20 protein-coding genes are annotated in these 20,298 nt (G+C 64.6%); 10 read left to right on the forward strand and 10 right to left on the reverse strand.

The genetic code is table 11. The features are described 5' to 3' along the window. The first annotated feature begins 87 nt into the window (after positions 1–87). The 6 genes from AAHM40_RS19535 to AAHM40_RS19560 all read left to right on the forward strand — a co-directional run bounded on the left by AAHM40_RS19535 (position 88) and on the right by AAHM40_RS19560 (position 5,231). Positions 88–564: an aromatic-ring-hydroxylating dioxygenase subunit beta gene (locus tag AAHM40_RS19535; protein WP_342246112.1), complete on the forward strand. Its 477-nt coding sequence runs from the start codon at positions 88–90 to the stop codon at positions 562–564. A 10-nt stretch (positions 565–574) separates the two neighbouring features. Further along, positions 575–1,315, forward strand: a complete 741-nt coding sequence (locus tag AAHM40_RS19540; protein WP_342246113.1) for an SDR family NAD(P)-dependent oxidoreductase — start codon at positions 575–577, stop codon at positions 1,313–1,315. Between the two features lie 93 nt (positions 1,316–1,408). Continuing rightward, the gene (locus tag AAHM40_RS19545; RefSeq protein ID WP_342246114.1) at positions 1,409–2,368 is read left to right on the forward strand and encodes a PDR/VanB family oxidoreductase; all 960 of its coding nucleotides are present in this window, start codon (positions 1,409–1,411) and stop codon (positions 2,366–2,368) included. 18 nt (positions 2,369–2,386) lie between these two features. Further along, complete coding sequence (locus AAHM40_RS19550) at positions 2,387–2,887, forward strand: flavin reductase (protein WP_280286561.1); 501 nt, start codon at positions 2,387–2,389, stop codon at positions 2,885–2,887. A gap of 378 nt (positions 2,888–3,265) precedes the next feature. Then, positions 3,266–4,546: an OprD family porin gene (locus tag AAHM40_RS19555; RefSeq protein ID WP_342246115.1), complete on the forward strand. Its 1,281-nt coding sequence runs from the start codon at positions 3,266–3,268 to the stop codon at positions 4,544–4,546. 61 nt (positions 4,547–4,607) lie between these two features. Next, a complete protein-coding gene (locus AAHM40_RS19560; protein ID WP_342246116.1) occupies positions 4,608–5,231 on the forward strand; it encodes an NIPSNAP family protein in 624 nt (207 codons plus the stop codon). 67 nt (positions 5,232–5,298) lie between these two features. Here AAHM40_RS19560 and AAHM40_RS19565 read toward each other — a convergent pair whose 3' ends face one another. Continuing rightward, positions 5,299–6,183 (reverse strand): LysR family transcriptional regulator, encoded by an 885-nt coding sequence (locus tag AAHM40_RS19565; RefSeq protein WP_342246117.1) that lies wholly within the window; start codon positions 6,181–6,183, stop codon positions 5,299–5,301. Positions 6,184–6,318: 135 nt separating this feature from the next. On the opposite strand from AAHM40_RS19565, the gene AAHM40_RS19570 reads away from it, so the two are divergent. The 4 genes from AAHM40_RS19570 to AAHM40_RS19585 all read left to right on the forward strand — a co-directional run bounded on the left by AAHM40_RS19570 (position 6,319) and on the right by AAHM40_RS19585 (position 9,927). Then, entirely contained in the window at positions 6,319–7,440 is a 1,122-nt protein-coding gene (locus AAHM40_RS19570; protein WP_342246118.1) for a muconate cycloisomerase family protein, read from the forward strand. A 16-nt stretch (positions 7,441–7,456) separates the two neighbouring features. Next, on the forward strand, positions 7,457–7,747 hold the full coding sequence (catC, locus tag AAHM40_RS19575) for a muconolactone Delta-isomerase (RefSeq protein ID WP_028628792.1): 291 nt from the start codon (positions 7,457–7,459) through the stop codon (positions 7,745–7,747). 38 nt (positions 7,748–7,785) lie between these two features. Further along, a complete protein-coding gene (gene catA / locus AAHM40_RS19580) occupies positions 7,786–8,712 on the forward strand; it encodes a catechol 1,2-dioxygenase (RefSeq protein WP_342246119.1) in 927 nt (308 codons plus the stop codon). A gap of 345 nt (positions 8,713–9,057) precedes the next feature. Then, entirely contained in the window at positions 9,058–9,927 is an 870-nt protein-coding gene (locus AAHM40_RS19585; RefSeq protein WP_342246120.1) for an alpha/beta hydrolase, read from the forward strand. 622 nt (positions 9,928–10,549) lie between these two features. Here AAHM40_RS19585 and AAHM40_RS19590 read toward each other — a convergent pair. The 9 genes from AAHM40_RS19590 to antA form a co-directional block, all read right to left on the reverse strand. After that, positions 10,550–11,803, reverse strand: a complete 1,254-nt coding sequence (locus tag AAHM40_RS19590) for an OprD family porin (RefSeq protein ID WP_342246121.1) — start codon at positions 11,801–11,803, stop codon at positions 10,550–10,552. 130 nt (positions 11,804–11,933) lie between these two features. Next, on the reverse strand, positions 11,934–12,623 hold the full coding sequence (locus AAHM40_RS19595; RefSeq protein ID WP_342246122.1) for an ABC transporter ATP-binding protein: 690 nt from the start codon (positions 12,621–12,623) through the stop codon (positions 11,934–11,936). Then, the gene (locus tag AAHM40_RS19600; RefSeq protein ID WP_342246123.1) at positions 12,616–13,365 is read right to left on the reverse strand and encodes an ABC transporter ATP-binding protein; all 750 of its coding nucleotides are present in this window, start codon (positions 13,363–13,365) and stop codon (positions 12,616–12,618) included. Before AAHM40_RS19600 ends, AAHM40_RS19595 begins: the two co-directional genes overlap by 8 nt. Then, positions 13,362–14,381, reverse strand: a complete 1,020-nt coding sequence (locus tag AAHM40_RS19605) for a branched-chain amino acid ABC transporter permease (RefSeq protein ID WP_342246124.1) — start codon at positions 14,379–14,381, stop codon at positions 13,362–13,364. The genes AAHM40_RS19600 and AAHM40_RS19605 overlap by 4 nt, the downstream gene beginning before the upstream one ends. A gap of 10 nt (positions 14,382–14,391) precedes the next feature. Beyond that, the gene (locus AAHM40_RS19610; RefSeq protein ID WP_342246125.1) at positions 14,392–15,303 is read right to left on the reverse strand and encodes a branched-chain amino acid ABC transporter permease; all 912 of its coding nucleotides are present in this window, start codon (positions 15,301–15,303) and stop codon (positions 14,392–14,394) included. 62 nt (positions 15,304–15,365) lie between these two features. Then, the gene (locus tag AAHM40_RS19615) at positions 15,366–16,529 is read right to left on the reverse strand and encodes an ABC transporter substrate-binding protein (RefSeq protein WP_342246126.1); all 1,164 of its coding nucleotides are present in this window, start codon (positions 16,527–16,529) and stop codon (positions 15,366–15,368) included. 174 nt (positions 16,530–16,703) lie between these two features. Then, positions 16,704–17,729, reverse strand: a complete 1,026-nt coding sequence (gene antC, locus AAHM40_RS19620) for an anthranilate 1,2-dioxygenase electron transfer component AntC (protein WP_342246127.1) — start codon at positions 17,727–17,729, stop codon at positions 16,704–16,706. Between the two features lie 19 nt (positions 17,730–17,748). Further along, the gene (antB, locus tag AAHM40_RS19625) at positions 17,749–18,240 is read right to left on the reverse strand and encodes an anthranilate 1,2-dioxygenase small subunit (RefSeq protein ID WP_342246128.1); all 492 of its coding nucleotides are present in this window, start codon (positions 18,238–18,240) and stop codon (positions 17,749–17,751) included. Then, a complete protein-coding gene (antA, locus tag AAHM40_RS19630; protein ID WP_342246129.1) occupies positions 18,237–19,631 on the reverse strand; it encodes an anthranilate 1,2-dioxygenase large subunit in 1,395 nt (464 codons plus the stop codon). Before antA ends, antB begins: the two co-directional genes overlap by 4 nt. Positions 19,632–20,298 lie beyond the last annotated feature (667 nt).

Raw genomic sequence — 20,298 nt, forward strand, 5'->3', positions numbered from 1 at the left:
CGGCGCTTCGCGCCACCTTCTCCCGCAAGCGGGAGAAGGAAAAGGGTTGGCGTCGCTACGCAACGCACTTTTTAAGAGAACAGAACGATGAACCTTGAATTGCTTAATCACGTTAGCGCCTTCATCTGGCAGGAAGCGGACATGCTCGACCACGGCGAGTTCGACGCCTGGCTGAACCTGTGGACCGACAAGGGGACCTACATCATCCCCATCGACCCCAACGAAACCGATTTCGAGAACACCCTGAACTACGCCTACGACGACCACCACATGCGCCAGCTACGCGTGCAGCGCCTGATCGGCGGCGAGTCCATCTCCACCAGCCCGCGTGCCCGCACCGTGCGCGCCCTGTCGCGTTTCCGCGTGCTCGGCGAGGAAGATGGCGTGGTCACCGTGCGCTGCGCGCAGAACCTGCGGGAGTTCCGCAAGGACGTGCTCAAACACTACACCGCCGACATCACCTTCCAGCTCAAGCGCGAAGGCGAGTGCTTCAAGATCCAGCGCAAGCTGATCCAGCTGATCAACTCCACCGATACCCTCGCGGGCATCGGCTACATCCTCTGAGGCGCCGGCCATGACCCAAGTAGCACTGGTTACCGGCGCCGCCCAGGGCCTCGGCCTCGCCATCGCCAGCCGCTTGTTCGCCGCCGGCTACGCCGTGGTGATCAGCGACCTGTCGCTGGAGCGTGCCCAGGCCGCCGCCGACGGGCTCGACCCCAGTGGCCAGCGCAGCCTGGCGCTGAAGCTCGACGTGGCCGCCAAGGCCGACTTCGAGGCGGCGCTGGCGGCGGTGCTGGAGCGCTTCGGTGCGCTGCACGTGGTGGTGAACAACGCCGCCATGACCATGACCACGCCTGTGATGCAGATCAGCCCGGAAGAATTCGACCGTGTCCTCAGCCTGAACACCCGCAGCGTCTTCGTCGGCTGCCAGGTGTTCGGCGCGCACATGGCGGCGGCCGGCTACGGGCGGATCGTCAACATGGCCTCCCTTGCCGGGCAGAACGGTGGCACCGCCACGGGCGCGCACTACGCCGCCTCCAAGGGCGCCATCGTCACCCTGACCAAGATCTTCGCCAAGGAGCTGGCGGCTGGAGGCGTGACCGTCAACGCCATCGCGCCGGGGCCGATCGAATCGCCCGCGGTACGTGCGGCGGTGCCGGCCGAACGCATGGAAGGCCTGCTCGCCAGTATTCCGGTCAAGCGCCTGGGCGATGCGGATTTCCTCGGCGACCTGGTGGTGCAGCTGGCGCGTCCGGAAGCCTATTTCACGACCGGGGCGACCTGGGATGTGAACGGTGGACTGTTCATGCGCTAAGTGCTTGACGCGACAAAGCAAGGCCGTGCGTGCAGTGCGGTGGGTAACAACGAACGAGAACAAGCAGCACCTCAAAGGTGCGGGAAGGCCGGTATGAGTGAGCAAGTGTTGAATCTGGTGGTCCGCAAGCGGGTGGAGCAGGGCGAGGGCGTGGTGATCCTCGACCTCGCCGACCCGACGGGCAAACCCCTGCCGGCGTTCGAGGCCGGCGCCCATGTGGATATCCACCTCAAGCCCGGGCTGGTGCGCCAGTACTCCCTCTGTGGCGACCCGGCGAATGCCTCCGTCTACCGCCTCGGGGTGCTGCGTGACCCGGCTTCCCGTGGTGGTTCGATTGCCGTCCACGAACTGCTGCAGGAAGGCAGCGAGGTAGCCATCGGCGCACCGCGCAACCTCTTCCCGCTGGCTGCCGACGCCGGCCGTTCGATCCTGATTGGCGGCGGCATCGGCATTACCCCGATGATCGCCATGGCCCACGAGCTCACCGCGCAGGACCGCGCCTTCGAGCTGCACTACTGTGGTCGTTCGCGCAACCGCACGGCCTTCCTCGAAGAGCTGGAAAACGCTGACTTCGCTGCCTGTGTGCACACTCACTTCGACGACGAGGGCGCCGAGCAGAAGCTCGACCTGCCCACCGTGCTGGGTAAGCCGGGCGACGACGTTCATGTCTATGTCTGCGGCCCGGCCGGGTTCATGGACTGGGTGATTGCCGAAGCCGGCAAGGCCGGTTACGCCGACGATCACATCCACCGCGAGTACTTCCAGGTCGAAGTGGACGCCAGTGGTGACGGCTTCGAAGTGGTCGCCTCGCGCAGCGGCAAGACCGTGCAGGTGGCTGAGGGGCAGAGCATCGTCGACGCGCTGGCCGGCGTCGGCATCAAGATCGAGATCTCCTGCGAGCAGGGCGTCTGCGGTACCTGCCTGTGCGACGTGCTGGAAGGCGAGCCGGACCACCGCGACGTCTACCTGACCGATGAAGAAAAGGCCGCCAACGACCAGATCCTGGTCTGCTGCTCGCGGGCCAAGTCACAAAAACTGGTGCTGGACATCTGACACCCGAGGGGCAAGACCATGGTCGATACCACTGGATTCCGTAATGCCATGGCGCTGTTGGGCGGCGCCGTTTCAGTCATCACCACCGATGGTGCTGCAGGCCGCTTCGGCTTCACCGCTTCGGCAGTGTGCAGCGTCACCGACCAGCCGCCGACGCTGCTGGTGTGCATGAATCGCTCCTCGTTCGCCAATGGCCATTTCAAGCAGAACGGCGTGCTCAGCGTGAACGTGCTGACCGCCGAACTGAAGGAGATCTCCGCCGTGTTCGCCAACCGCGAACTGAGCCCCGACGAGCGCTTCGCCCGCGCCAGCTGGAGCACCCTGGAGAGCGGTTCGCCGCTGCTGGACGACGCCCTGGTGAGCTTCGACTGCCGCATCGCCCAAGCCCATGAGGTGGGTTCCCACACCATTTTCTACTGCGAAGTGCTGGGCATTCGTCACGGCAAGAGCCAGGAAGGCCTGGTGTACTTCAACCGCGCCTACCACCGCCTGGGAGATGCCTCGCGCTCGGCGTGCTGATTCCGATGTCCTGCGCATTTTCGTAGGAGCGAGCTTGCTCGCGAAAAACCGTGAAGGGGGAGGTTCGCCAGCAAGCTGGCTCCTACGGCGAACGTGCCTCGGCTGGGTGTAGGAGCGAATTCATTCGCGATGCGGGAAAGGATTTCGGCTGATGCCGAAATACTGGGTGAAGTTTCTATTCATCCAGTTACAAGTTGTATCCATAACTAGAAATCGAGGGCGCCCGTACATGTTCGGGTAACGGGCCTTGTTACGCCTTTTTGCAGTAAGTGGTCATAAAAACAACACTGCGGATTAACTGCCTGAGTTGCTCTTTCGCTCATTAATCTGCTCCCACTCAATGTGCTTTGCGTGCACATGTAATAAAGGATCACGTCCATGTTTCAGAAAAGCTGGCTGGCCAGCGGCGTAGCTGCCGCGGGCCTGATGGGAATGCTCGTGCCGATGTCCGCCCAGGCGGATTTCGTGAAGGATCGGCAGATCAGTCTCGGGCTGCGTAACTTTTATATCGACCGTGACTTCAAACAAGACAATGCTCCGCAGTCACGAATCGGTAGTTGGACTCAGGGTTTTGATTTTCGCGCTATCTCCGGATATACCGAAGGCCCGTTGCAGTTCGGGCTGGACCTTTCCGGGCAATATGCCTATCGCCTGGACGGCGGCGGTGGACGCGGCCCGGATAGCATCATTCCCTACGACGACAGCAAGGGTGAGCAGGCGCGTGATTACGGTCGCGCCGCACTGACTGGCAAGATGCGCTATTCCAAGACCGAGCTGAAGGTGGGCGAACACCGCCCGATGCTGCCGGTTGCCTTCTACGACGACAGCCGTCAGTTGATCACCACTTACCACGGCTTCCTGCTCGAATCCCGTGAACTGGACAAACTGACCTTCACCGCCGGCCGCTTCACCGAAATCAGCAGTCGCGAGTCGTCCAACCGCGAAAAGATGTACCTGTTCACCGGCCCCAATGGCCCACGTCGCACCAGTGATGGGCTGAACTTCGGTGGGGCGACCTACGCCTTCAATCCGAGCCTCTCCGCCACCTACTTCTATGGCCAGCTCGAAGACATCTACCAGCAGCATTACGCCGGCCTGACCCACAACACCGACCTCGGCAACGGCTACGGCCTGAAGACCGACTTGCGCTACTTCGACAACAGCGAAGACGGCAAGGCACTCTACGGCGACATCGATAACCAGTCCTACGGTGCCATGACCACCTTGCGCAAGGGCGCCCACGCCATCGGCGTCGGCTACCAGCGCATGCTCGGCGAGAGCACCTTCCCGACCCTGAACGGGTACGCGCCGCAGCCCTACCTGGTGAACTGGTCCACCGTCGGCTTCGTCAAGCCCAACGAAAGCTCCTGGCAGTTGCGCTACGACCTCGATTTCGCCGCCTACGGCGTGCCCGGCCTCAAGCTGATGACCCGCTACCTGCGCGGCACCGGCATCGACCGTGGCAACAACGCCCTGGACCAGAACGTCGAGAGCGAACGCAACTTCTTCCTCAGCTACGTGGTGCAGAGCGGCCCGCTCAAGGGCGTCGGCGTCGAGTGGCGCAACATCGACGTGAAAACCCGCTATGGCAATGGCAGCGCCTCGGGCCCGGACTACCAGGAGAACCGCCTGATCACCACCTACACCTTCAAGTTCTGAGCCGCACGGGGCCGGCCGGAAACGGTCGGCCCCGCCTCGGGCCCTGGCAGCGAGATCTTTGATGCGACTCTACGAACTCATCACCTTCACCCTCCGGGTACGCACGCCGGCCGCGGCACTGGCACGCCTGGAACGGACCCTCGCCGAGGCGGCGCCGGGCTGCAGCCTGGTCGGCTGCTGGTCTTCGGATATCGGCCCACTGAACCAGGTCGCCGTGCTGCGCGGCTTCAGCGACGAACAGGCGCGCCAGACCGAGCGCGAGCGCTACCTGCTGGCGCGGGATGCATTCGGTATCGAGGAATTCATGCTCGACATGAAGGTGGAGAACTACAGCCTGTTCCCCTTCCTCGAACCCCTCGCGCCGGGCGCCCACGGTCCCTTCTACGAACTGCGGGAATACAACCTGATTCCCTCCGGCCTGACCCCCACCCTGGAGGGCTGGAAGAAGGCCGTCGGGCCGCGTACAGGCGAGGGTTATTCACAGGTCTACGCGGCCTTCTACGCCACCGACGGACGCACGCCGCGCTACCTGCACATCTGGCCTTACGCCACCCTGGAGCAGCGGCTGGACGTCCGCACGCGAGCGGTCGAGGACGGTGTCTGGCCGCCGGAGAACTCCGGGCCACAGTTGCGCGAAATGCACTCCACGATTTACCTGCCGGCTACGTTCTCGCCACTGCGATAGCAGATTTTTTCACGCTTTACCTCGGCCCGTTCCACTCCTTTGCGGGCTTTTTTTTCTTGCGGTTTGGCTAACCGATATGCCCCTCCGACAGCTCTTCGATCAGCGCCAGGCAGTGGGTCAGCGCCGGCGAAGCGTCGCCCACGCGACGGCTGATGATGATGGGGGAGGTGGCTTGGGCTTCCTGCAGGGTGGCGTAGCCGATATCGGCGCGGTGCAGCACCTGCACCGAGGCCGGCACCAGGGTGATGCCGATGCCGGCGGCGACCAGGCCGATGGCGGTCTGCAGTTCGTTGGTCCACTGCGCCACTTCTATCTGCAGGCCGTAGGCGGCGAACAGCGCGAGCACGTGGTCGGCATAGCTCGGCCGCGGGTTGCCCGGATAGAGCACGAAAGGCTCCTGCGCCAGGTCGGTCAGGCTCACCGGGCCGGGCAACAACGGATGCCCGGCGGGCAGGGCGGCGACCAGCGGGTCCAGAGTCAGCACCTGCTGCTGGATGGCGGGGTCAGTGATGTGAATGCGGCCGAAGCCTACGTCGATGCGCCCGGCCTTGAGCGAATCCACCTGCTGCAGGGTGGTCATTTCCGACAAGCCCAATTCCAGGCCCGCATCGCTGCGCAAACGACGGATCAGATCGGGCAGCACACCGTAGAGCGTGGAAGGTGCGAAGCCGATGCCGAGCCAGGCTTTTTCACCTGACCCAATGCGGCGGGTATTGTCACAGACCTTGGTCAGCTGTTCGAGAAGGGTGCTGGAATGCTCATGGAAGAAGCGCCCCGCTTCGGTCAGGCGCAGGGGTCTGCCACGCTCCAGCAGGGCCACGCCCAGTTCCTCTTCGAGCTGCTGGATCTGCCGGCTCAGCGGCGGCTGGGCGATATGCAGGCGTTCGGCCGCGCGGGTGAAGTTGAGGGTTTCGGCGAGCGCCTGGAAGTAGCGCAGGTGGCGAAGCTCCATGGTGACTCCGGGGCGATAGCGTTTCAGGTTGTTCGATACCCTGGAGGTATCGAGCTAGACAAACTCTATATTGGACCTCGCGATTTGTCGCGGCCACTATCGGGACCAGATGAAGCGAACCTGATGGGTATTGAAGTGAGCCAAGTTCTGATCGAAAGCGTCGAGACGATCATCGTCGACCTGCCGACCATCCGCCCGCACAAGCTGGCCATGCACACCATGCAGAACCAGACGCTGGTGGTGATCCGCCTGCGCTGTTCCGATGGCGTCGAAGGTCTTGGCGAGTCCACCACCATCGGTGGCCTGGCGTACGGCAATGAGAGCCCCGAGAGCATCAAGCAGAACATCGACAGCCACCTCGCGCCGCTGCTGATCGGTCAGGACGCCAGCAACATCAACGCCGCCATGCTGCGCCTGGACAAGGCCGCCAAGGGCAACACCTTCGCCAAGTCCGGCCTGGAAAGCGCGCTGCTGGATGCCCAGGGCAAACGCCTCGGCCTGCCGGTCAGCGAGCTGCTCGGCGGCCGTGTTCGGGATGGCCTGGAAGTGGCCTGGACCCTGGCCAGCGGCGACACCGCCAAGGACATCGCCGAAGCCGAGCACATGCTGGAAATCCGCCGTCACCGCATCTTCAAGTTGAAGATCGGCGCGGGCGATGTGAACCGCGACCTCAAGCACGTGATCGCCATCAAACAGGCCCTGGGCGACAACGCCAGCGTGCGTGTCGACGTCAACCAGGCCTGGGACGAATCCGTCGCCCTGCGTGCCTGCCGCATCCTCGGCGACAACGGCATCGACCTGATCGAGCAGCCCATCTCGCGCATCAACCGTTCCGGCCAGGTGCGCCTGAACCAGCGCAGTCCGGCGCCGATCATGGCCGACGAATCCATCGAAAGCGTCGAAGACGCCTTCAGCCTGGCCGCCGACGGCGCTGCTAGCATCTTCGCCCTGAAGATCGCCAAGAACGGTGGCCCGCGTGCCGTGCTGCGCACCGCGCAGATCGCCGAGGCGGCCGGTATCGCCCTGTATGGCGGCACCATGCTGGAAGGCTCCATCGGCACCCTGGCGTCGGCCCATGCCTTCGTCACCCTCAAGCAACTGACCTGGCACACCGAGCTGTTCGGCCCGCTGCTGCTGACCGAGGAAATCGTCAGCGAAGCGCCGGTCTACCGCGACTTCCAGCTTCATGTGCCGCGCACCCCCGGCCTTGGCCTCGCCCTGGACGAAGAGCGCCTGGCGTTCTTCCGCCGCAAGTAAACAGGAGTTCGATCCCATGCTGTTCCACGTAAAAATGACCGTGAAGCTACCGGTCGACATGGACCCGGCCAAGGCCGCCAAGCTCAAGGCCGATGAGAAAGAACTGGCCCAGCGCCTGCAGCGCGAAGGCAAGTGGCGCCACCTGTGGCGCATCGCCGGGCACTACGCCAACTACAGCGTCTTCGACCTCGCCAGCGTCGAGGAGCTACACGACACCCTGATGCAGCTGCCGTTGTTCCCCTACATGGAGATCGAGGTGGACGGTCTCTGCCGCCACCCGTCGTCGATTCACGAAGACGATCGCTGATCGTTTCGCGCCGATAACAACAAGATGAGGAAATAGCCATGACTATCAAACTGTCCAGCACCGAAAGCGTCCAGAAGTTCTTCCAGGAAGCCAGCGGCTTCAACAACGATCAGGGCAACCAGCGCATGAAGAAGCTGGTCAACCGCATCCTGGTCGACACCATCAAGATCATCGAAGACCTGGAAGTCACCACCGAGGAATTCTGGAAGGCGGTGGATTACTTCAACCGTATGGGTGCTCGCGGTGAAGCCGGCCTGCTGGTGGCGGGCCTGGGCCTTGAGCACTACCTCGACCTGCTGCTGGATGCCCAGGACGAGCAGGCCGGTCTGAGCGGTGGCACCCCGCGTACCATCGAAGGCCCGCTGTACGTGGCCGGCGCGCCGCTGTCCGAAGGCGAAACCCGCATGGACGACGGCACCGACCCGGGCACCGTGATGTTCCTCGAAGGCCGCGTGCTCGATACCGAAGGCCAGCCCATTGCTGGTGCGGTGGTCGACCTTTGGCACGCCAACACCAAGGGCACCTACTCCTACTTCGACACCACCCAGTCGGACTACAACCTGCGCCGCCGCATCGTCACCGACAGTGAGGGCCGCTACCGCGCCCGCAGCATCGTGCCGTCCGGCTACGGCTGCCCGCCGGATGGCACCACCCAGGAAGTGCTGAACCTGCTGGGCCGCCACGGCAATCGTCCGGCGCACATCCACTTCTTCATCTCCGCGCCCGGCTACCGCCACCTGACCACCCAGATCAACCTGTCCGGCGACGAGTACCTGTGGGACGACTTCGCCTACGCCACCCGTGACGGCCTGGTGGGTGAAGTGCGCTTCACCGAAGACGCCGCTGCCGCCGCTGCCCGTGGCGCCAAGGATCGCTTCGCGGAGATCGAGTTCAACTTCGAGCTGCAACCCGCTTTGACTCCGGAGCAGGAAGCGATCCGCGACCGCGTACGCGCCGAAGCCTGAGTCACCGAATTGGTGGGGGAGGCTGGTTCCTCCGCCATTTGAGCCGGCCGTTTGGCCGGCTTTTTTATGGGCAGTTGGTTTCGGAACCATGCCGAACTCTGCTTCCCTCACCCCCCGTCCCCTCTCGAGAAGGGAGAGGGGTGACTTGCGCCGGGCACTCACTACCAATCCTGCACGGACAACCCCCTCTCCCTCAGGGAGAAGGCAGGGGTGAGGGTCATGGGTCCCGAGCTCGGTCTTGCCACGAACAACTACTCCAACTCCCCGGATAACCATCCCCGACTATCCGGATATCCCCGCGCCACCGATTGCCGCCTAATCCACGGACGACCAACGGAGGTGCCCATGACCCGCCCCAACGACCCGGCCGAACTGGCCGCCTACTACGACGTGCAATACAACGCCCGCGCCAGCGTCGAGGACTTCGACCAGTACCCGCGCCAGTACCGCGCCCTGAGTGACCAGGCCCACGCGAGCCTGCCGTGTTTCAAGGATGTGGCCTATGGTCCGGGCGCGGGGGAGCGGCTGGATATCTTCCCCGCCAGCCGCCCGGATGCCCCGGTGCTGCTGTTCATCCACGGTGGCTATTGGCGGGCCCTGTCCAAGGCCGACTCGGCGTTCATGGCGCCAGCGCTGACCGCCGCCGGTGCCTGCGTGGTGGTGCTGGACTACGACCTGGCGCCGGCCGTGACCCTGGACCATATAGTCGACCAGACCCGCCGTGCCCTGGCCTGGCTGCATCGGCACATCGGCGAGTTCGGCGGCGACCCGCAGCGGTTGTACGCCAGCGGCAGCTCGGCCGGCGGACACCTGACCGGCATGCTGCTGTCCGGCGGCTGGCATGCGAGCTATGGCGTGCCGGATACGGTGCTGCGTGGCGCGTTGCCGGTTAGCGGGCTGTTCGACCTGCGGCCGCTTCTGGACACCCACATCAACGGCTGGATGGCCATGGACGACGCGGCGGCGTGGCGCAACAGCCCGGCCTTCCACCTGCCGACAAGAGGGGCCGAGCTGGTGGTCAGCTACGGCGCGCTGGAGACGGCGGAGTTCGCCCGCCAGTCCCACGAGTTCCTCGACGCCTGGACCGCACGCGGGTTGTCCGGGCGCTTCGTGGCTGCGCCGGGCAAGAATCATTTCGATGTGGTGCTGGAGCTGGGCCAGCCAGGTACGCCGTTGTATCGGGCGGTGCTGGAGGTGATGGGGTTGAGCGCCTAGGTCGTTCCCACCGTTGTAGGTGCGGATTCATTCGCCAAGCAGGCCGAAGGTCTGCCCTGTGAAGCGTGCCGGTGCAGCTGCGCTGCCCTTGGCGAATGAATTCGCTCTGTCTGCGTTAAGTGTTGCCAGGACGGTTTGAGTCCGGTTGATTGTCGAGTTTTGTGGATGTTTCTGGTTTCGCCCTCCCGGGCGAGTCCCTTCGCTCCATCGTCGCGCCGGGGGGGCCGGCGTGAGGGGCCATCCATGGCCCCGCACGCCTCTCGCGGCATCCATGCCGCTCGTCCCCCTCTGCAACGATTACGCTCGGCCTCCTGAAGGGGCAGAGTCGTTGCCCCACCGTCTTTGCTCAGTTTCAGGCCGCTGTGGGCTTCATGACTGTTTGGCGCTCGCCGGCGCGCGTAACCCCTCTCCCGCCTGCGGGCGAGGGGTCGGGGCGGGCCGCGTTCGGAAGAGGGATGCCTCAGGCTGGCACGAAGGTCTGCACACCCCGTGCTAGAGCCGTCCGCCTCACATCGCAACAGCTAAAGCAGACATAGCCAATGAATTCGCCCCTACAGGTAAAGCCGGCCGTGCCGGTGACCCACCGAGGCGCTCCGTTCGAGAGCCATAGGTGTCGGATGGGTCAGAACAGCGCCAGGGTGTAGTTGAGGATCAGGCGATTCTCGTCGATGTCGGTGCGGTAGTTGGAGCGGGCGGTGACATTGCGGATGCGCACGCCCAGGCCCTTGAGGGAGCCGCTCTGGATCACGTAGCCGATGTCCAGGTCGCGCTCCCAGTCCTCGCCTTCGAAGCCCTTGCCGGTGTCGACGTTGTCGCCCTTGATATAGCGCACAGTGGTGGTCAGGCCGGGGATGCCGAGGGCGGCGAAGTCGTAGTCATGGCGCACCTGCCATGAGCGCTCGTCGGCCGAGGCGAACTCGTAGGTCGGCACCTCGTTGCCCAGCGGGGTGATGTTGGCGAACACCTTGGGGAAGCCCTGGTCGCCGTACATGCCCTGGTAGCCGACGAAGAAGGTGTGGCCGCCGCGCTTGGCCGAGAGCAGCGAATAAAAGGCCTGGTTGTCGACTTCGCCGATCAGTTTCTTGCCGTCCTCGGAAGAATCGTAGAAGCCCATGTTGGCGCCCAGTACCCAGTCGCCCACCGGCTCGGCGTGTTTGAGGCTGATCAGGCGCTGGTCGTAGATGTCTTCCAGTTGCGCGTACCAGGCGCCCACGGTGGTGCGATTGCCATTGAAGGCGTAGTCGGCGCCGGCGTAGTTGAAGGCATCGCTTGCGGCCTGGCGCTGCGGTTGGTAGCCGATCTGGGCCTGGAGCTTGTCGTCGCCGGCCTCGTTGCGCAGGTGGGTGCCGGTCAGGTGGCCACCCTGCAGGGTCAGGCCGGCGATCTCGTTGGAGATGAGGCTGGCGCCCTGGTAGCTGGGCGGCAGCAGGCGGATGTCGCTGAACATCAGCACCGGCAGGTTGGGTTGCAGCTCGCCGACTTTCAGCTCGGTCTTCGACACGCGCATCTTGCCGGCCACGCCGAGGCGGCTGTAGTCGTCTGCGGCCTCGCCATCTTCCTGCACCGGCAGCAGGCCGGTGTTGACGCGGTCGGGGCTGCTGTCGAGCTTGATGCCGAGGGTGCCGATGGCATCGATGCCGAAGCCCACCGGGCCAGGGGTATAGCCGGACTTGAAGTTGAGGATGAAGCCCTGGGCCCATTCCTCGGCCTTGGACTGCTGGTTCGGGCCGACGATGTCGGAGAAGTCGCGGCTGAAGTAGTAGTTGCGCAGTTGCAGGGTGGCGGTGGAATCCGCGATGAAGCCGGATTCTGCAGCCAGGGCGGAAAGCGGGAGGGTGCTCAAAAGGATCGGGAACGCACGGGACTTGTAGATCATCGCAAGGCTCTTCTTCTTCTGGTTTTTCTGGGCGCAACCGTCCGCCGCCGGCCTTCGAGGGCGCCGATGGGAGGCTGGTTGCATCGGGGTGTCCGGCCCGTCGTGACTACGGGCCGGATTCAAGGGCGAGCTAGACGCCCAGGTATCGGTGCGACAACTCCGGTGTCGCGGCGAGTTGATCCGGCGTGCCCTGCCAGACCTGTCGGCCCTTCTCGATGATGTGGTGGCGGTCCACCACCCGCGCCATCTCCTTGAGGTTCTTGTCGATGACCAGGATGGTTTCGCCCTCGGCCTTGAGGGTCGCGAGGCAACTCCAGATGGTCTCGCGGATCACCGGGGCCAGGCCTTCGGTGGCTTCGTCGAGGATCAGCAGTTGCGGGTTGGTCATCAGCGCGCGGCCCACCACCAGCATCTGCTGCTCGCCGCCGGAGAGGGTCTTCGACAGCTGGTCCTGGCGCTCTTCCAGGCGCGGGAACAGCGCGTAGATGCGCGCCAAGTCCCACTTGCCACTCTTGGTGGCGGTGGCCAGCAGGTTCTCCTTCACACTCAGGCTGCCGAAGGCGCGGCGGCCCTCCGGCACCAGGCCGAGACCCGCCTGGGCGATGCGGTAGGGCAAGGCGCCGCGCATCTCCTGGCCGTGGATGCGGACGCTCCCGGCGCTGGGTTTCAGCAGGCCCATGATGGATTTCACGGTGGTGGTCTTGCCCATGCCGTTGCGGCCGATCAGCGAGACCACCTGACCCTGTTCGATGCTCAGGTGCATGTCGAACAGCACTTGGCTAAGGCCGTAGCCGGCCTGCAATCCACTGACTTCAAGCATGTTCTTCCCCCAGGTAGGCGGCGCGGACCTGCGCGTTGCTGCGGACTTCTTCGACGGTGCCGGTGAGGATGGTCTGGCCATACACCAGTACGGTGATGCGGTCGGCCAGGGCGAACACGGCATCCATGTCGTGCTCCACCAGCAGGATGGCGTATCGGCCCTTGAGCGACTGCAGCAGCTCGGTCATGCGCGCGGATTCTTCCGCGCCCATGCCGGCCATGGGTTCGTCCAGCAGCAGGACCGACGCTTCCTGGGCCAGTGCCAGGGCCAGTTCCAGCTGGCGGCGTTCGCCGTGGGACAACTCGCTGACCAGGTTCTCGGCGCGCGGGCCGAGGCCGACCTGGTCCAGGTAGGTGCGCGCCGGATCGAGCAGGCGGCGGTCGCGGGACAGCGGGTTCCACATGCCGAAGGTCTTGCCTTCGCGGGCGGCGATGGCCACGGCGACGTTTTCCAGCAGCGTGAAGTCCGGGTACAGCTGGCTGACCTGGAAGGAGCGCGCCAGGCCCAGGCGCGGCCGTTCATGGGCCGGCACGGCGGTGATGTCCTGGCCGGCGAAGAGGATCTGCCCCTTGTCCGGTCGGATCTCCCCGGCGATCTGCGAGATCAGCGTCGACTTGCCCGCGCCGTTGGGGCCGATGATGGCGTGCAGCTCGCCGGCGGCCAGCTCCAGGTTGGCGCCGTTGGTGGCCTTCACCGCGCCGAAGGTCTTCTCCAGGCCGCGGATGGACAGTTGTGCGCTCATGGGTGCACCTCACGGGTGGTGGCGATCGGGCTGGCTTTACCGGATGCCTTGCGCACCTTGCGGCCGGCCATCAGCAAGCCGTAGACACCCTGGCGGCCGAACAGCACCACCAGCAGCAACAGTGGGCCGAAGATCAGCAGCCAGTGTTCAGTCCACAGGCTCAGCAGCTGCTCCAGGCCGAGGTAGACGGCGGCGCCCAGCACCGGGCCGAGCAGGCTGCCGACGCCGCCGAGGATGACCATGGCCATCAGCTCGCCGGATTTCTGCCAGGAGGCCATGTCGGGGCTGACGAACAGCGCGTAGTTGGCCCAGAGCACCCCAGCCAGGCCGGCGCCGAGGCCGGCGATGACGAAAGTGGTGAGGCGGTAGCGCAGGGGTTTGAGGCCGAGGCTGACGGTGCGCCGCTCGCTCTGCTTGAGGCCGCGCAGGACGAAGCCGAAGCGCGAGCCCACCAGGCGGCGGCAGAACAGCAGCCAGGCCACCAGCAGGGCCACGCAGAGGTAATAGAACTGGTTGGCGTCGTTCAGGTCGAGGCCGGGCAGGGCGTTGCGTTCGTTCATCAGGATGCCGTCGTCGCCGCCGTAGAGCGACAGCGAGCCGAGGATGAAATAGAGCATCTGGCTGAAGGCGAGGGTGATCATGATGAACTGCACGCCGCTGGTGCGCAGCGACAGGTAGCCCATCACCAGGCCGAGCAGGGCGCAGCAGAGCAGGGCCAGCGGCCAGACGATGAGTGCGCTGTTGCTGCCCTCCCAGCCCCACAGGGGCATCATCTGCGAGCTATGGAAGGCGATGATGCCGACCACATAGCCGCCCAGGCCGAAGAAGGCCGCGTGGCCGAAGCTGACCAGGGCGCCGTAGCCGATCAGCAGGTCCAGGCTGGCGGCGGCCATGCCGTAGATGGCCAGGCGCGTGAACAGGCTGACCAGAAAGGGTTCGTCGAACAGCGCCGCCACCAGGGGCATCAGCGCGAAGGTGGCCAGGCAGGCCAGGTCGATAACGAGGCGTCGGGACATGGGGTTCTCCTCAGGCGCGGGCGGGCAGCAGGCCGCGCGGGCGCACCAGCAGCACCAGGGCCATGACGATGTACGCACTGGCGGAAATCAGCCCGGCGCTCAGGGCACCGCTGACCTCGGCCGGCAGTAGCTGGTCCAGCAATTGGGGGATGTAGGCGCGGCCCAGGCTGTCGACCATGCCGATCAGCAGGGCGCCCACCAGGGCACCGCGCACCGAGCCAACGCCGCCGACGACGATAACCACGAAAGTGGTGATCAGCACCTTCTCGCCCATGCCGATCTCCACCGAGAGCAGTGGCGCGGCCATGAACCCGGCCAGGCCGCAGAGCATGCAGCCGAAGACGAACACGAGGGTGTAGAGGCGGCTGATGTTCACCCCCAGGGCGCCGACCATCTCGTGGTCATCGGCGCCGGCGCGGATCAGCATCCCCAGGCGGGTGTGGTTGATCAGCAGCCACATGCCCAGTGCCACCAGCAGGCCGGCGCCGATGAATAGCAGGCGGCTGACCGGGTACATCAGGCCGGGGAGTACTTCGACGAAGGCGTTGTACCAGTCCGGCGTCGGCATGGCCGGCGGGCTGCGGCCGAACAGCAGGGTGATCGCCTCGTTGGTGAAGAACACCACCGCGAGGGTGGCCAGCACCTGGTCCAGATGGTCGCGGTTGTAAAGGCGGCGGATGATCCCGGTTTCGATCACCAGGCCGTAGAGCGCGGCACCCGCCAGGGCGGCGAGGCCGCCGAGCCAGAACGAGCCGCTGGCGATGGCGGTATAGGCGGCACAGAAGGCGCCGACCATGTAGAAGGCGCCATGGGCGAGGTTGATGACGCCCATGATGCCGAAGATCAGCGTCAGGCCGGAGGCGAGCAGGAACAGCAGCGCGCTGTACTGCAGGCCGTTGAGCAATTGTTCGAGCAACAGCATGGCGAAGTCCTGCGGTGGTGGCCCGCCGGTGCGGCCGGCGGGCTGGCGATATCAGGTGGGGATCAGAGCGCGCACTGGGTCGCGTAGCTGTCCACCTGGGCCTTGGCGATGGTCTTCACGGGCACTTCGGCGAGCTTGCCGTCGGCGCCGGCCTGGACCTTGAGCAGGTGCCAGTCGATCACCGCGTGCTGGTTGCTGCCGAAGCGGAAGTCGCCTCGTACCGAGTCGAAGCGGGCATCGCGCAAGGCGGCGCGGAAGGCATCGGCGTCCTTGAGGTTGCCGTTGGTGGCTTTGAGGGCGGAGCCGATCAACCGCGCGGTGTCGTAGCCCTGGGCGGCATACATGGTCGGCGCGCGGTTGTACTTCTCGGTAAAGGCCTTGATGAAGGCCTGGTTGGCCGGGTTGTCGGACTGCGGGTTCCAGCCGCTGACCACGTTCACGCCCTCGGCCACGTTGCCGGTAGCCGCAAGCATGCGTTCATCCATGGAGAACACCGGCACCACCATCGGAATGCTCTTCGCCAGGCCCGAGCTGCCGTACTGCTTGGCGAAGTTGATGCCGGCACCACCAGGATGGAACTGGAAGACGGCGTCCGGCTTCAGCGAGCGGATGCGCGCCAGCTCCACGGAGAAGTCCAGCTGGTTGAGCTTGGTGTAGATCTCGGTGACTTCGCCCTTGAAGGTGCGCTTGAACCCGGCCAGCGCATCGCGACCGGCCTGGTAGTTGGGTGCCAGAATGACCATCTTCTTGTAGCCCAGGTCGTTGGCGGCAACGCCGGCCATCTCATGGGGCACGTCGTTCTGGTAGGAGGCAGCGAAGTAGTTCGGCTTGCACTGCGCGCCGGCAAGGTTGGACGGTGCGGCGTTGGTGCTGATGTAGAAGCTGTCGCCTTGGGTGGCGCCGTTGACCACGGCGGCCAGCACGTTGGAGAACATCACGCCGGTATAGAGCGAGATGCCGTCCAGGCTCATGCGGTCGATGATCTGCTTGCCCTTGGCGGGTTGCAGGCCGTCGTCCTCGACCACCAGTTCCACCGGCACGCCGCCGAGCTTGCCACCTTCCTGGTCCATGGCCAGGCGGAAGGCATCGCGGGCGTCCTCGCCGAGGTAGCCGGCGGGGGTGGAGAGGGTGGTGATGAAGCCGATGCGCACAGGGTCCTGTGCCAGAGCGGGAAGGGAAGAGGCCAGTGCGGCCCCGAGCATCGCAAGGTTCAGAGTCGTTTTCATGGTTACCGCCTTGGTTGCGCAGTGCCGTCGTGACCCGGCCTGCTAGTTGTTGTGTGGGCAGTTGGTGAAGCAGGTGGCGCTAATGTGTTGTTATGGCTGTAGGAGCCAGCTTGCTGGCGAATGCGCGGTGCGTTCGCGAGCAAGCTCGCTCCTACAGGGGCGGCGGTGTGCCGCTCAGGTATTGCTCTCGGTGAACTTCTCGAAATACAGGTGGCCGTTGTCGATGCGGTTTTCCGTGAGCCAGGTCTTCACCGACTCGACCATCGGCGGCGGGCCGCACAGGTACATGTCGAAGGGGGCTTCGCGCAGGGCGGCAGCGTCGAAGTGCTCGGGTACGTAGCCGCGCTTGCCATTCCAGTCCTGGCCGTCGTCGCTGATCACCGGGGTGAAGCTGAAACCGGGGATGCGCTCGGTGTAGCCCCGGATGCGCTCCAGCTCGCAGAGGTCGGCCACCTGGCGCACGCCGTAGTAGAGGTGCACCGGCTGGCCGCAACCGCCACGCTCGGCGATCTCGTCGAGCATGCCGAGGAAGGCCGAGAGGCCGGTGCCGCCGGCCACCAGCAGCAGCGGCTTTTCGATATGGCGCATGTAGAAGGCACCCAGTGGGGCTTCGAAGCGGATCTCGTCACCCACCTTGCAGCGTTCGCGGATGTAGTTGCTCATGACCCCATCCGGCAGCAGGCGGATGAGGAACTGCAGCTGGTTCTGGGCATTCGGCTGGTTGGCGAAGGAGTACGAGCGTTTCGAGTCCGTGCCCGGCACCTGCAGCCGTGCGTACTGGCCGGGCAGGAAGTCCAGGCGCTGGCCGTCGACGCCGGCATCCAGGTGGAGGACGGCGGTGGTGGGCGATACCTGTTCCACAAAGGTGACGATGCCGCGTTCCTGCACGGTCTTCGACGCACCGCAGAGTGCGGAGTCGAAGTCGAAATAGAAGGAAGCGTCGGACTGCACGCGGGTCTGGCAGGTGAGCATTTTTCGCTGCGCCAGGTCCTGCTCCGACAGTGCCTCTTCGTCCACGTAGTCCATGGCGTAGCGGCCGGACTCGCAGCGGCCCATGCAGGTGCCGCAGACGCCCTCGCGGCAGTCCAGAGGAATGTTGATGCCGTTGCGCAGGGCGGCGTCGAGCAGGATTTCATTGCCCTGCACGGGGAAGAACAGGGTTTTGCCGTCGGCAAAACTGAAGGCGACCTTGTGGTTCATGGCGCGTACTTCCGGTGGATCAGAGGTGGTAGAAATCGAGCACCGAGTTGATGGTGTCGTTGAGCAGGACCATGTGCTTGCGGGTGATCTTCCAGCTCTCACCTGCCGGCTTGAGGTAGTAGGTCGCATGGCCGAAGAACTGCTCGCTCTGGCCCAGCCGGTAGTACAGGGTGTGCCAATTGGCCTTCACTTCCAGCTGGCCGTCGTCACGCTCGGTGATGCGCACGTTGCTGATCTGGTGCAGGGTGCGAGGCATCGGCACGGTCGAGGCGGCCTTGCCGGTGCGGATGCGGTACACGCGGTCTTCCAGGCCGGAGCGGTTGCTGTAGTAGATCAGCGACATGCCGCGCTTCGGGTCGGTGGTGTACTGGTGCTCGGACTCCCACTGCGGCAGGTGGTACTCGCACTGCTCGTCGAACAGTTCCAGGTAGGTGTCCCAATCCTGGGCGTCGCACAGGGCGGACTTGCGATAGAGGAACTGTTCGATCTGGTATTGCAGCTGCGGGTTCATGCCTGCACCTCCTGCAGTTTCAGGGCTTTCTGGTCCAGGCCCTGGAGCAGGAACCGCTGCCAGTTGCTGTGCTGGTTCACGTACAGGCCTTCATGGGTGAATTCGGTACCGGTCATCACCGGGGCGATGCCCAGGGTCTGGCTGTTCGGCGTGGCGCCGGTGACCCACTTGCCATAGCCACGGGAAATGTCGCTCCAGCGCTCCAGGCGCCCCTGGAAACCGCGTTGCTGTTCGCGGAATTCCACCAGGTCGTCGGGGGTGCCCAGGCCGGAGACGTTGAAGAAATCCTCGAACTGGCGGATGCGGCTCTCGCGGTCGGTGTCGGATTCGCCCTTCACGCCGATGCACTGGCTGATGATCTCGGTCTTGTTCCAGGCCACCGGGCGCACGATGCGCAGCTGCGAGCTGATCTGGTCCATGAAGAACAGGCTGGGGTAGATGTTCAGGTTGCGCAGGCGGTGCATCATCCACTCCGCCTTGGCCTGGCCGTATTCCGCCACCAGGCGCGGCATCACGGTGGCGTAACCGGGACGCACGGTGGGGTTGGGCATGTCGCTGAACAGCACGCTGTGGCCGTTATTGAAGGAGAACCAGCCATCGTCGGTCTCGGCATCACCGGCACCCAGCTTGCTGTAGTCCAACGTGCTGCTGGCGCCACCCTTGGCGGCGTTGACCTGCTGGCGGTGCTGCACGGTGGCGACGTAGTTGTAGTGCACGGTGCTGACGTGATAGCCGTCCAGGCCGTTCTCGTTCTGCAGCTTCCAGTTGCCGTCGAAGGTGTAGGTGGACTTGCCGGGCAGCACTTCCAGTTCACCGGTGGGCGACTGGGCCACCATCATGTCGAAGAACATCTTGGCGTCGCCGAGGAAGTCTTCCAGGCTGTCGGTGCCCGTGACGTCGAGGCTGATGAAGACGAAGCCCTTGTAGCTTTCGATGCGTGCTTTCTTCAGGCCACGGGTGGCCTTGTCGAAGCCTTCCGGGTACTCGCCGGGTGCCTTGACCTTCACCAGGCGGCCGTCGCTCTTGTAGCACCAGGCGTGGAAGGGGCAGGTGAAGGTGGACTGGTTGCCCTTGCCCACGCGGGTGAGGGTGGCACCGCGATGCTGGCAGGCGTTGATCAGGGCGTTCAGTTCGCCATTGCCATCGCGGGTGATGATCATCGGCTGGCGGCCGGCGCGCATCGTCATGAAGTCGTGGACGTTGGGGATCTCGCTCTCGTGGCAGGCGTAGATCCAGTTCTTCTCGAAGATCAGCTCCATCTCCAGGTCGAACAGTTCCGGCTCGGTGAACATGTCCCGGGCAATGCGGTACACGCCTTCGGCCGGACGGAAGTCCAGGCAGCCGCTGACGTACTCTCTCCACTGCGCAACGTTTTTATTCGAAGTATTCATGGGTGGCACCTTCCACATCGGGCGAAACAGTGGAGGCCATTAGAAGGAGCCGGGACTTCCCCGGTCTATCCGCTTGGTTGGCAAAGACACGCCGAAAATTTTGTGTCCGGTCGGCTGGCCGAAAGGCGCAGGGGGCCGGGTTTCCGGCGGATTTCGGGCGGTCGGAAAAAGCGGATAGCCTTTGTCCAGGAAGCGGATAGCGGCAAGGCCCTGAAGGGGAATTGAATCCACTCTGCCGGCAGGTTGGCGGGGCGCGGTAACGATCGCCTGGCCTGGATTGGCCCGAGGTAACGCAAAATCGTGAAAAGGGCGGATGGCTAGCCGATTCGCTCGCTGCGCGCTATCCGAAAAATTGGCAAAGACTATCCGCCGGTGCTGCGCGGGTAACCCTTTGCCTGCGCGCCCTTCCCACGTCAGGTAACACTGGGGCTTTTCGACTGCCCGGAGGTGTTCCATCGAGTGGCGCCGGTGAAGGCAGGCAACGCGCGCAACGAAGCGTTGCTGCGCGTGCTTCAGGACGTGGCAGCAAGGCTCTGGGATGAGGCGTCCAGACGCGCGGTCGGGTTCTTTGGAGTGACCCGTCCGGGGCCGCGAGGAACGGTTCTATCCGGAAAGTTGGCCAATGCTATCCTCGTTTTCTGCTCTTCGAAGGATCGTGCTGGCGTGG

Source organism: Pseudomonas sp. OTU5201, from assembly GCF_038440135.1.
Taxonomy (GTDB): domain Bacteria; phylum Pseudomonadota; class Gammaproteobacteria; order Pseudomonadales; family Pseudomonadaceae; genus Metapseudomonas; species Metapseudomonas resinovorans.

Excerpts from the sequence above, each read along its gene's own strand:
- antB (WP_342246128.1), bottom strand. The coding sequence starts at position 18,240 with ATGAACCCGCAGCTGCAATACCAGATCGAACAGTTCCTCTATCGCAAG.
- AAHM40_RS19560 (WP_342246116.1), top strand. The coding sequence starts at position 4,608 with ATGCGACTCTACGAACTCATCACCTTCACCCTCCGGGTACGCACGCCG.
- AAHM40_RS19590 (WP_342246121.1), bottom strand. The coding sequence starts at position 11,803 with ATGATCTACAAGTCCCGTGCGTTCCCGATCCTTTTGAGCACCCTCCCG.
- AAHM40_RS19605 (WP_342246124.1), bottom strand. The coding sequence starts at position 14,381 with ATGTCCCGACGCCTCGTTATCGACCTGGCCTGCCTGGCCACCTTCGCG.
- AAHM40_RS19550 (WP_280286561.1), top strand. The coding sequence starts at position 2,387 with ATGGTCGATACCACTGGATTCCGTAATGCCATGGCGCTGTTGGGCGGC.
- AAHM40_RS19565 (WP_342246117.1), bottom strand. The coding sequence starts at position 6,183 with ATGGAGCTTCGCCACCTGCGCTACTTCCAGGCGCTCGCCGAAACCCTC.
- catA (WP_342246119.1), top strand. The coding sequence starts at position 7,786 with ATGACTATCAAACTGTCCAGCACCGAAAGCGTCCAGAAGTTCTTCCAG.
- AAHM40_RS19585 (WP_342246120.1), top strand. The coding sequence starts at position 9,058 with ATGACCCGCCCCAACGACCCGGCCGAACTGGCCGCCTACTACGACGTG.
- AAHM40_RS19615 (WP_342246126.1), bottom strand. The coding sequence starts at position 16,529 with ATGAAAACGACTCTGAACCTTGCGATGCTCGGGGCCGCACTGGCCTCT.
- AAHM40_RS19555 (WP_342246115.1), top strand. The coding sequence starts at position 3,266 with ATGTTTCAGAAAAGCTGGCTGGCCAGCGGCGTAGCTGCCGCGGGCCTG.
- AAHM40_RS19610 (WP_342246125.1), bottom strand. The coding sequence starts at position 15,303 with ATGCTGTTGCTCGAACAATTGCTCAACGGCCTGCAGTACAGCGCGCTG.
- antA (WP_342246129.1), bottom strand. The coding sequence starts at position 19,631 with ATGAATACTTCGAATAAAAACGTTGCGCAGTGGAGAGAGTACGTCAGC.
- catC (WP_028628792.1), top strand. The coding sequence starts at position 7,457 with ATGCTGTTCCACGTAAAAATGACCGTGAAGCTACCGGTCGACATGGAC.
- AAHM40_RS19535 (WP_342246112.1), top strand. The coding sequence starts at position 88 with ATGAACCTTGAATTGCTTAATCACGTTAGCGCCTTCATCTGGCAGGAA.
- AAHM40_RS19545 (WP_342246114.1), top strand. The coding sequence starts at position 1,409 with ATGAGTGAGCAAGTGTTGAATCTGGTGGTCCGCAAGCGGGTGGAGCAG.
- AAHM40_RS19540 (WP_342246113.1), top strand. The coding sequence starts at position 575 with ATGACCCAAGTAGCACTGGTTACCGGCGCCGCCCAGGGCCTCGGCCTC.
- AAHM40_RS19600 (WP_342246123.1), bottom strand. The coding sequence starts at position 13,365 with ATGAGCGCACAACTGTCCATCCGCGGCCTGGAGAAGACCTTCGGCGCG.
- antC (WP_342246127.1), bottom strand. The coding sequence starts at position 17,729 with ATGAACCACAAGGTCGCCTTCAGTTTTGCCGACGGCAAAACCCTGTTC.
- AAHM40_RS19595 (WP_342246122.1), bottom strand. The coding sequence starts at position 12,623 with ATGCTTGAAGTCAGTGGATTGCAGGCCGGCTACGGCCTTAGCCAAGTG.